Annotated in this window: 11 protein-coding genes and 3 pseudogenes; 6 read left to right on the top strand and 8 right to left on the bottom strand. The window is 41.5% G+C overall.

Features of this window, described 5'->3' with window-relative positions; translation table 11 throughout:
* On the top strand, positions 1-331 hold a 331-nt coding region (locus AC973_RS05785; RefSeq protein ID WP_048728465.1), incomplete at its 5' end, for a 2,3-bisphosphoglycerate-dependent phosphoglycerate mutase.
* Between the two features lie 63 nt (positions 332-394).
* Here the strand turns inward: AC973_RS05785 and AC973_RS05780 are convergent.
* The 5 genes and pseudogenes from AC973_RS05780 to budA form a co-directional block, all read right to left on the bottom strand.
* Entirely contained in the window at positions 395-895 is a 501-nt protein-coding gene (locus tag AC973_RS05780; RefSeq protein WP_048728462.1) for an SRPBCC domain-containing protein, read from the bottom strand.
* Positions 896-1,021: 126 nt separating this feature from the next.
* Positions 1,022-1,300 (bottom strand): annotated as a pseudogene (locus AC973_RS10195) (VOC family protein); the annotation flags it as partial.
* A gap of 280 nt (positions 1,301-1,580) precedes the next feature.
* A complete protein-coding gene (locus tag AC973_RS05775) occupies positions 1,581-2,783 on the bottom strand; it encodes a dicarboxylate/amino acid:cation symporter (protein WP_048728460.1) in 1,203 nt (400 codons plus the stop codon).
* Between the two features lie 107 nt (positions 2,784-2,890).
* The gene (locus tag AC973_RS05770) at positions 2,891-3,607 is read right to left on the bottom strand and encodes a M48 family metallopeptidase (RefSeq protein WP_225968938.1); all 717 of its coding nucleotides are present in this window, start codon (positions 3,605-3,607) and stop codon (positions 2,891-2,893) included.
* A 37-nt stretch (positions 3,608-3,644) separates the two neighbouring features.
* Positions 3,645-4,349 carry an acetolactate decarboxylase gene (gene budA, locus AC973_RS05765; RefSeq protein ID WP_048728457.1) on the bottom strand — a complete coding sequence of 235 codons (705 nt, stop codon included), beginning with the start codon at positions 4,347-4,349 and terminating at the stop codon, positions 3,645-3,647.
* 196 nt (positions 4,350-4,545) lie between these two features.
* Between budA and AC973_RS05760 the strand changes: the two genes are divergently transcribed.
* Positions 4,546-5,061: a hypothetical protein gene (locus AC973_RS05760; RefSeq protein ID WP_048728453.1), complete on the top strand. Its 516-nt coding sequence runs from the start codon at positions 4,546-4,548 to the stop codon at positions 5,059-5,061.
* A gap of 279 nt (positions 5,062-5,340) precedes the next feature.
* On the opposite strand, the gene AC973_RS05755 is transcribed toward AC973_RS05760, so the two are convergent.
* Both AC973_RS05755 and AC973_RS10225 read right to left on the bottom strand, forming a co-directional pair.
* Positions 5,341-5,637: a hypothetical protein gene (locus AC973_RS05755; RefSeq protein ID WP_048728451.1), complete on the bottom strand. Its 297-nt coding sequence runs from the start codon at positions 5,635-5,637 to the stop codon at positions 5,341-5,343.
* Between the two features lie 220 nt (positions 5,638-5,857).
* Positions 5,858-6,750: pseudogene (locus tag AC973_RS10225) on the bottom strand (IS30 family transposase); the annotation flags it as partial.
* Between AC973_RS10225 and AC973_RS10120 the strand changes: the two are divergent.
* The 3 genes from AC973_RS10120 (at position 6,742) to AC973_RS05735 (ending at position 8,957) form a co-directional block, all read left to right on the top strand.
* Positions 6,742-6,945, top strand: coding sequence for a hypothetical protein (locus AC973_RS10120; RefSeq protein ID WP_205713467.1), 204 nt, complete (start codon positions 6,742-6,744; stop codon positions 6,943-6,945). The pseudogene AC973_RS10225 and the gene AC973_RS10120 sit on opposite strands and share 9 nt — an antisense overlap.
* A complete protein-coding gene (locus AC973_RS10115; RefSeq protein ID WP_205713463.1) occupies positions 6,939-7,205 on the top strand; it encodes a hypothetical protein in 267 nt (88 codons plus the stop codon). Before AC973_RS10120 ends, AC973_RS10115 begins: the two co-directional genes overlap by 7 nt.
* Before the next feature lie 411 nt (positions 7,206-7,616).
* Complete coding sequence (locus AC973_RS05735) at positions 7,617-8,957, top strand: APC family permease (protein ID WP_048728447.1); 1,341 nt, start codon at positions 7,617-7,619, stop codon at positions 8,955-8,957.
* A gap of 229 nt (positions 8,958-9,186) precedes the next feature.
* On the opposite strand, the gene AC973_RS05730 is transcribed toward AC973_RS05735, so the two are convergent.
* Positions 9,187-9,684 (bottom strand): GH32 C-terminal domain-containing protein, encoded by a 498-nt coding sequence (locus AC973_RS05730; RefSeq protein ID WP_048728445.1) that lies wholly within the window; start codon positions 9,682-9,684, stop codon positions 9,187-9,189.
* Between the two features lie 43 nt (positions 9,685-9,727).
* On the opposite strand from AC973_RS05730, the pseudogene AC973_RS10220 reads away from it, so the two are divergent.
* A pseudogene (locus AC973_RS10220) lies at positions 9,728-10,427 on the top strand (IS30 family transposase); the annotation flags it as partial.

Raw genomic sequence — 10,427 nt, 5'->3', positions numbered from 1 at the left:
CCCGCCTCAAGCGACTGCCAATACTTTTGACCGCCGCTACCAAGACCTTGATATCGACCATTTATTAGCAGGCGAAAGTTTAAAAGACACTTTAAACCGGACCATGCCTTATTGGGAAGACCATATTGCAGCTGATTTAAAAGAAGGCAAAAATGTCCTTGTTGTCGCTCATGGCAACAGTTTGCGGTCATTAACCAAATACTTGGAGGGTATTTCTGATGAAGATATTCCTGACTTAGAAATCGCAACCGGTGAACCCATTATTTATGACGTTGACGAAAACCTTCATATCTCAAACAAAAAAGTCTTAACGAAACATATCACCAAATAACATGTAATGATATGCAAATAAATAGCCCGGAAGCCTGGAACGTTGTATCCCTTGACTTCTAGGCTATTTTTCTTCTTTAAATTTTATTTCTTTAAAATATGCTTCATAAGCTTGCGTTAACTCAACCAATTCATCTGGCAATGGCCATTGTGGTGGTTGACCGTTCATGATTTGCACGAATACATTTAAGCAATTATGCCAACCGGTAGCCGTTTGCACTACCCAGGCAAGGTCTGAAAATGTATGGTTAAAATGTAATCTAGCACCAGATTCCGTTTCAGAGATCTCCATGCGTATCACATCGCGGCCATCTTCGATAAACTCAAAACCATCTTCAAGTGAAAACTTAGTAATCACCCCTTGGTAGAGATTCCCTTCGCCGTCGTCAAATTTAATCAATCCGCCAACTTGGCCATCTATTTCCCCTGTTGCGAATGGATACCATTTTGAAAAAATGACCGGATCTGTCAAAGCGTTGAATACCGCCTCTTTTGACTGGTAAAAGTCCCTTTCAAAGTACAGTGTATACGAACTTTCATTTTCAATTAATTGCCCAAATAACATTGTGTTTCCTTTCCCTTACGCTAAATCTAATAGCCTTTGGATATCAATCTTCTTCATCTGCATCATGGCTTGAATTTGTGCTGAATGATGTTGTAACTCTCCAATATTTGCCGGCACAATTTGCCATGATAAACCATATCTATCTTTTACACAACCACACTGCTCAGCTTTAGGAAAAGCGGCATAATTTTTCCAAGTAATAATCTATTTCATCTGACTCTCGCAATTAAGCCTCAAAGATATCACTTCATTAAAACGGAAATATGGCCCGCCATCCAAAGCAATATAAGGGTGGTTATTTAAAGTGAACTCTGCCGTAATAACTCTACCTGTCATACCCTCAAAGTATTCGTCTAAACTGGCATCTGGATAGTACTCAATCTGCTGAATTTCTGAATTTGGAATCAGATCTACTCAGAAGCGAACCGCCTCTTCACAATCGCTGGCACTAAAACATAAACAAGGTGCAATACGCTTCATGATAGCTCTACTTCATTGGGTGCTGGTCAGTCATACGCCACTAATACCTATATAGTTTACCACAAGAAAGTGAAAATTCGAACAGTCTATCCCAATTAGGCCTACCCCCACTGAAAAAATGACCTACAATATTATCGACTTACCAACAATAAAATAAAATAAAATAAAAGGATCCAGCCTTTACACTGAATCCTTTAGAGTAAATCTACTTAGCTTGTTCTGCTTTTTTATCTTTTTTGTAGATGGCATCGACGATGACGGCGATGGCGTTGTCACCTGATACATTTGTTGCGGTACCAAATGAGTCTTGGGTGATGTATAAAGAAATGGCTAATTGGTTGAAGGCTTCTGTTAGACCAACCATTGGTAAGAAAGGTAAAGCTGACATGATGGCCCCACCAGGTGCACCTGGTGCAGCGACCATAGCGATTCCTAATACCATGATGAAGCCAGCCATTGTACCAATTGAGATTGGCATTGAGTACATCATTAAGATGGCTGTCACACAAGATATGATGGTAATCATTGAACCAGCTAGATGGATAGTGGCGCATAGTGGCACAACGAAGTTAGCGATTTGCTCAGAGACGCCATTTTTCCGGGCAATTTCAACGTTTGTTGGAATGGTTGCGGCAGATGATTGGGTACCTGCGGCTGTTAACCAACCTGGAATTTGATTCTTCATCATTTGAATTGGGTTCTTACCGGCGTAAGCACCAACCACGGCGAACATGAAGGTTAGGTATAGTAAATGTAAGAAGATGGCAGTGACTAATACCCGCCAAAAGACTGACATAACGGCGAATACTGAACCTGAATATGACATGTCTGCAAAGTTGAAGAAGATATAGAATGGCAGGAATGGAATCACGACTGTTTGTAAGGTTAAATCGATAACCTTACCGAAGTCGGTAAACACTGTCATTAAAGATTCTCCGCGTCCTCTTGCTCGTAGCCAAGAAATCCCTAAGCCTAACATAAAGGCGAAGATAATGGCTGCGGTAACTGAAAACATGGGTTCTAGACCAATTGAGAATAAGGCGGTGGCCCCTTCACCTGATTTTTGGATGGTATTTGCCAAGTCGGAGGTGATAAACATTGGGAATAAATTGCTGGCTACAGCATAGGCAATGATACCGGCAACGATTGTTGACCCGTAGGAAATGGCTACAGTAATCCCTAAAAGTTTACCCGCACCTTCTGCTAGTTCAGCGATACCTGGAATAATCAAGCCGACGATCATCAATGGAATGATGAAGGCCAGGAACTCGGAGAATAATCCGGATAATGTTTTTAATACTTGGAAGAAAATTTCTGGTAGAAAACCAAATTGGCCGACAATAATTCCTAATATAATTGCAATCACTAATTTCAAGGCTAGCGGTATTTTAAACCCCTTCTTTGCCATATGAACAACTCCTCTAAATCATTTCTTTCTCAAAAAGAAAAAAGTCCCAAATCAACTTGGGGCTTAACTTATTTTTATGAGATTACTGCTTTTATTTTAACAGATTTTTAATGAAATAAACTAGGTAATTTCGACAAAATTGCATTCGCTTCTTGCCATTTCGGAAAATATTGGTCCATTAGCTGGTAGAAACGCTTGGTATGGTTGGTTTCTAGTAAATGGACTAATTCGTGAACAACAACTGATTCCAGGCAAATTAATGGTGCAGTGACCAAGTTCAAACTAATCCAGATGCGTTTCTTCTGGATATTGCAGGTCCCCCATCTAGTTTTCATTTGCTTGATCCGAAATTCATTGGCCCATATGTCCATATGCGTCATCATTTTAGGGCCGGTAATGGCCAATTGGTCTTTCAACGCTTGTCTGTAAAAGGCCGTCATGACTTGTGCCCGCCCATCCTGGTCCATTCCTGGTTTGACAGTTAAAACTAGCTGGTTATCCATTAATTGGCAAGATGTTGGCCCCGGTTTTTCAATGACTAGTAAAGGATAGGATTGGCCCCATAAATAATGGATTTCGCCAGTTTCATAGCGTTTGACCTGGTCTTGGTAACGGTTTTGGATATCTGCCTGCATCCGCTCAATTTGGGCTAAGTTAGTTTCCACGAAGGCGACAATAGCGGCTTTACTGGCATAATTGGGTGCTGAAATACGCAGGTCTCCATGAGGCGGGACGGCTTTTAAGGTCAAGTTTTTATAGTTGGCCTGCTTGGTTACTTGAACGGGATAGCCCGCGATGGTCATATCAAGTTTAATAGCTAGCACCTCCCCGTGCGCTTTTTTTTTGGCAAAATGACTGCCCTTATTCACTCTCGTTAATCTCTGTAATGAGGTTATCGTAATTGACTGTGGCATTCATGAAAGCTGTATTATCAGTTGCGAAATGCTGGTGGAAGTCGGTGACGGTTTGGACGGATACGTCTGCATGATTAATCGTATAATCAATGATGTGGCCACCAAAGTTCTTGTCTTCGCTGATAAAATGGCAATGAAAGCCTTGTTTAACTACACCTTCAAATAGGTAAGGACCGTAAATCCCGATGCAAGTACCCTTGACGTTTTCTTGCTTGAATTCGGGTTGCTTGCGACTGGCGTCGATAAAGCGCGGGAAAGGTTCTTCAACGCGTGGGATGACCCGGGTATGCATGAAATCAAAAGACCCTTCGATGCGGATAACTGAAAATGTCGATAAGGATTTCAATTTCCTTTTTAGGAACTGATGCCATTCGTCCAGGGTAAATAATTCGTTTACGGTGAAGGTTTGGTCAGGCGTAAAGTCAGTCACGGCGGCATACGGAACGGTTTCGCCCCCTTTTAACACAACTAATTCGCCGTTTCCCTTGGCCTGGTATGCTTTGCCGTCAATCACGATCAATTCGCCATCTAAATGGTCCATAGTGCCAATCCCATAGTTGCCCTCTTTTAATAAGGCTTCTATGGTCATCGACCCATCGAAAAAACCCGCCATTAAGTCGCCCAATGTTTGATGTTGAAATAGTTTCGCCATATCTGTCTCCCCGTATCGCTTTCTGTGCACAGTTCATTTTCATTTTATTTAAACGATGGCACTTCTTGTCATGTCCATACTACCTTTTTTGCCCTCGTCTCGCAAGCTGTTGTAGGAGTGACAGCTTGAAATTGTTGACCCTTTTTCCTATACTAACTAGTACTTACTAGACAAAAAATTTGAGAGGAGTGGTTGGATGATTTCGCACGAGTTGCCTTTGATGCCGATTGGCGAGGATGAGAAGCGGTGGATGGCGGAAATTACGGGGGATGATGAGACTTTCGTCTTGAAACGGGATTTTCAGCCTGAGATCCGGCCTGGTGTTTGGGAAATTTATGATGGTTGGTACCAAATTCACGGCCAATTTCCTGGCATTTCACCCTTCGAGAAGGAATATGTCCTCGTGCAAAATGGGCAGATGACCCGCCACCTTGACTTTCGCTATATGATCAGTGCCCTACCGCAAATTAAAGCCTACGAAGAACAGCGAAAAGAACGCTTAGCATACCAAATCACCAAAGTCCTGGATGAAATCTACGAAGCAGTACCCTACGACGGGGTTTCAGACGCCATTTTAAGCCAAAAAGAGGACATGTCGATGGTGGAAACATCTAGCGAATTGGTCAAAGGTCTAGCCAACATCTTGAAACAAAAAGACGACATCATCAAAAAATACCAGACTTATTATGACCAAGGAGAAGACTTGTGGTAGATAGATTGAAGCTACGACAAAAGTCGCTGCTCTAATCTTCCAAAGGTTCCTTTCTTGGTGTCGGCTCTTACACCTTAAAAAGCCGAACAATTACCGGAAGTAATTGGCGTATTTTGGAAAGCATCGAAAGAGTTTGACTTTTGTGGGACAGCCGACGGAACGCAGCGACATACCGATGCCTTTCGTAAGAAGAGCCTGATATTACGACTTGTGGTAAATAGTAATTAGGGGCCTGACACTAATGTCAAAGCCCCTTTTTCTATATGTCGAATTTACAATTTAAGTGCAACACATAAAAATTTCAAAAAAATCTGGATCCGAACAATGAAATCTAAAGTAATCATTAATGCAATCACCTTCAGGGTTATGATAAGAAAAAGAAGTGCCAGGAGAAAATATAACTATAGAATTTGGTCTCACTTGATGAAATTTATCATTTATATAAAAAATAGCATTTGTTTTGATAAAGAGAGCAAGGTAAACATCAATTCCTTCAGGATGACCAATTTTCTCGGAATGGGGATGATGGAAATCCACGCCTCTATGTTTTGAAACAATGGAAAACAATTGAACCAACTGAATACTTCCTTCCTAAAAATTATGTTTTTATTTTTTCGTAAATTTCAAGGTTAAGTTAGCCACTACAGGTAACTCATTTGTTTGGTACCGTAACTGCCTTGTTATTCTAAATCAGTGACCCTCTGATAATGAACTGAGGGATGGTAGTCTTCCGACCAGTCTGGCCTCAGGCCATCTTTCCAGACATGAAGCCATGCCGAGGTCAAGTAATGATAGGTCAAGCCCCCAATCGTTCTTGCTTGAATGCTTGAACAAATGTGTCATGTGGTGTTGCATAACCGAAAATTTTCCGCGGGTAATCGTTCATCCAACGCTGGATCCGCAAAATCTGGTTCTCGCTCTCCTCACTAATCGGGCTTCCCTTGGGGACGAAACGGCGAATTAATTTATGCTGATTTTCGCTCGTCCCACGCTCCCAAGAAGCATAGGGGTGGCTGAAATAGACGTCAGCTACATCTTGCAGAGCATCGTGTAGCCCCGAAAACTCCGAGCCATTGTCGGAGGTCACGGTCTTAAATAATTGATCGAAGTTAGCGCCAGCCCGTTCTCTTAGCTGTTGAACCGCTTGGTCCACCGATTCGGTGTCCTTCCCGTTCAACTTTAGGATGACTTCAAAGCGTGTCTGCCGTTCAGCCAGCGTCAGCAGCACGGCATCCGACTTGGTCTGTTTCCCACGACTGTGTCGATTGCCCAATGACCGAATGTTTCCCGGGTTTCAACTTCTTTAGAGCGTTCTTCAATTGACGTCCCGAGAACACGCTTGTTGGGACGGTGTCCTGGGCGGCCCGCTTTGATTTTACGGGACAGTTTTTCAAGCAAGTCCATGTTCTTTGTTCGCATGATTCCGCGGTCAATCCATTGATAAAGAGCAGTTGTTCCAGGAATGATGGCACAATCGAACAGCGCGTGTTTTCTGGCAAATCCGACTACGACGTCCGGCGACCATTTTTCATTTAACATTTTGTCATCTGCCCAGTCAATGAAGGCATTTGTGTTCGCCCATTTGGGGCGTCTGCCACAGTTCAGTCGTTGATTTTCATAGAAGGCCTGTCCTGCATCAGCGTCATAAACAGAATAGTAGGTGTCATACACTTTTCCATTTTGGAGCTGAACCCAAAAGGAATCCGGGCAGTTGTCGAGCAACAATTTGAAGTTGCCAGACAGATTCTGGATGCGGGGCTTGTGCCAATCATTGAACCTGAAGTCGACATCTATAGTGAGAAAAAAGATGAAGTGGAGACTATTCTGAAAGAAGAATTGCTGCGGAATCTGGATACCTTACACGAAGACGATCATGTTTGTTGAAGTTGACAATTCCTACTGTGGCTAATACTTATAAAGAAACCATTGACCATCTAAATGTTCTTCGGGTCGTGGCCCTTTCCGGCGGTTATTCAAGGGATGAGGCAAACGTAAAACTGAAAGAAAATGATGGTTTGATCGCCAGCTTCTCCCGTGCTCTCTCCCAAGACCTGAACGTCAACCAGACCGATGAGGAAATTAACGCCGCATTAAAGGATGCAATTGATAGCATTTTTGATGCTTCCGTAAATAAAAAGGCTTAGAAAGACAGAAGTAGAATGCTGTGACGATCATTTTTAAGAGGATTTACAGATGTAAAATGAATATAAAGAAAAATACCTCCTTCACGAAAGGCTTAGCAGTTGATTACGTGAAGGAGGTATTTTTGACAGCAGGAATCGCTCGGCCTTCCCACTTTTCCATGCCATTTGATCTAAAAGAAACATAAAATACTTTTCTGAAGGTTATCTTTCATAGCGATGTTTCCTTTTTTAATCAGAGACGGCAAATCAAAACCCTTCTCTTGCCTATTCATGGCAGGTAGCACAGGCAATAAAAATGCCTGCGCCATATTTGTTGATTCTGCTATGAAATAGTTCTTGACGAATCGTTTTTTCGTCCCTAGAATGTATGGACGTATCACTGACAAAGGTCATTTAGGAGAATTAGAAAACATGGAAAAAACGGAATTGAAAAAAAGTATCAGCGGCTTGACTGCGCTGACAGTATTAGTGGGTACTGTAATTGGAGCGGGGGTCTTCTTTAAGCCTACAGCGGTGTATTCTGCTAGCGGGGCTCCGGGTGTTGGGCTGTTGGCTTGGTTTGTTGCCGGTATCATTACCATCACTGGTGGTCTGACTGTTGCTGAAATTGGCACGATTTACTCGGAATCGGGCGGATTAATGCTGTATATGGAAAAAGTATATGGAAAGATTTGGGGGTTTCTGGCTGGATGGGCACAGATGATTGTTTATTTCCCAGCAAACTTTGCGGCTTTGGCCATTATCTTTGCGACGCAAGTTATCAATCTTTTCGGGTTAAGCGATCAATTGATCATTCCCATTGGGATTGGGACCGCCCTCTTTGTAGCCCTCATGAATTTTATGGGAACGAAGCATGGCAGCAGGATTCAAAATGTCGCTACTTTCCTGAAACTTATTCCTCTTTTTATTATCATTATTGCTGGGTTACTTTATCCTGGAGGAGGTCAACAGAGCCTTATGCCTTTTGTTTCAGAAGACCATTCTTTCCTGACTGCTCTTAGCTCAGCACTGGTTGCCACCCTTTTTGCTTATGATGGTTGGATGAACGTGGGGACGTTGGCGGGAGAGATGAAAAATCCCGGGAAGACATTGCCTCGCGTGATTGTCGGCGGACTCTCCATCGTGATGGCCGTTTATCTTGCAATCAATGTTGCCTATCTTTTTGTAGTCGATAGCGCTACTCTTGCAGGTACTGCTACCCCTGCAGCAGCTGTTGCTTCTAAACTGTTTCCAGGTATTGGCGGCAAATTAATCACGGTGGGAATTTTAATCTCTGTTTTTGGTGCAATGAATGGCTACTTCATTTCTGCTATGCGCATTCCCTATGTACTGGCAAAAAGAGGATTGCTTCCTTTTGCTGATTGGTTCGGTGTTTTGCATCCCAAAACTTATGTCCCAATGAATGGCGGCATAATGATTGTTTCTATCTCTGTCGTGATGATGCTGTCCGGTTCGTTCAATCAGCTGACTGATTTGATTGTATTCGTTATATGGATTTTCTCTACCATGACTTTCCTGGCAGTCATTATCCTGCGGAAAAGAAAACCCGCAATTGAGCGCTCTTACAAAGTGCCACTCTATCCCTTTATTCCACTGGTAGCAATTGCAGGAGGCTTGTTTATTTTAATGAGTACTTTGCTGACGCAGCCGTTCAACGCTTTATTGGGAATCGTCTTGACTCTGTTAGGTGTTCCTGTTTTCTTATATACTCAAAAAAATCAAAAAGCTTCCGTTTTAATTGAAGAAGAATAATATTGGCATAGATTATCGAACAAGCAGCCCCATATGGAAGCTGCTTGTTTTGCATTTTTTTGGGGTGGTTTATAGGGATTTGGGGAGGTTTGTATAGTACAGAACTTTTTTATGAGCTGTATCATACACATTTCCTAAAGAAATGAATGACGACGAGCAGTAATGATACGTTCGAAGAAAAAAATAGAAACAAGCTCCGAATTTTGGAGCTTGTCTCTATTTGAATGCTCTATTCAATTTTAAAAAGGCGCGTACTGACATGACTTTCTTTCATTTCCAAAAAGATAAATGTATCTTCTTTTTCTGGGAAAGCAAGACTCGATAATACTTTCAAACCATCATTGAAAAAGATTTCTACGGATGAAGTATCAACGAAGATATTCATCTTCAACTCTTTGTTTGGAAGGAATTTACTTTGACGTGTTGATTTTGTTTCATTCATCTTTCCAATCCCTACATTCGTGCGGTCTACTTCAACAAAACCTCGTTCTGAGTCAAAATCAACTTTTAAGTAGCGAGTCCGCTCTTTATTTGCCAAAAGATAGAGGATCCCTTGTTGATTTTCAGGAAGAAGAATTTCTAATTCATAAGCATTTTCATCTGGCTGGTGTAAAGTTACCAAACCATTTATTTTCTCTGCTTTTTCTTCAAGCAATCGTTTAGTTTTGTTCATTTCTTCTACAGGATATTGATATAATTGGTTTCCTTTTACTTTCAATTCCTTCACTAAATTTAAACAATTTGTCCAACCATCTTGGTAAACAGGATACTCATTTAATGAACGCGAAATAATATTCCTATTGCATGAGCAAGGAAAGTCTTTAGGATATATTTCTAAGCAACTAAATCGTGCAAAATCAACAATTTCAAGAGAACTAAAGCGGAATACTATTCAAGAAAAAAGTTATTCTCCCTCAAAAGCACAAGAAAAGTATCAGCAAAGAAAGAGAAGAAAGTGTGGTCGTAAACGCATACTTCTAGATACAGAAATTCATTCTCGGGTACAACGACTCTTTTTGGAAGAACAATGGTCTCCAGAGGAGATTAGTGCCCGAATGAGACTAGAAATAAATCAGCAAGCTCTTAGTTATAATACGATTTATCGTGCAATATATCGCGGAGATTTTGATGAACCGAATCTTTCTCACGGCAATAAAGGTGCAATTCGTAAGTTAAAACATCGAGGTAAAACACGACACACAAACAATTATTGAGAGCGCCGTGGAAAAATACCAATTTCGAATACGATTCATGAACGGCCATCTGCTGCCAATGAGCGCCTTGAGATCGGTCATTGGGAAGCTGATACTGTAGCCGGTAAAACAGGTAGGGCTTGTATTGTAACTCTAGTCGATCGTAGATATCGTTTTTCCCTACTTGGTAAGGTTAAAAAGAAAATCTCTAAAAATGTGATTGATTGTATGATCAATCTACTAAGAAATATAGGAGAAGATAAATGTAAAACCGTTA

Origin of the sequence: Carnobacterium sp. 1290_CSPC (genome assembly GCF_001053265.1) — a bacterium.
In the GTDB taxonomy this organism is placed as follows: domain Bacteria; phylum Bacillota; class Bacilli; order Lactobacillales; family Aerococcaceae; genus Aerococcus; species Aerococcus urinaeequi.
The sequence above is the reverse complement of the archived record's forward strand: the minus strand, read 5'-3'. Positions and strand labels throughout refer to the sequence as shown.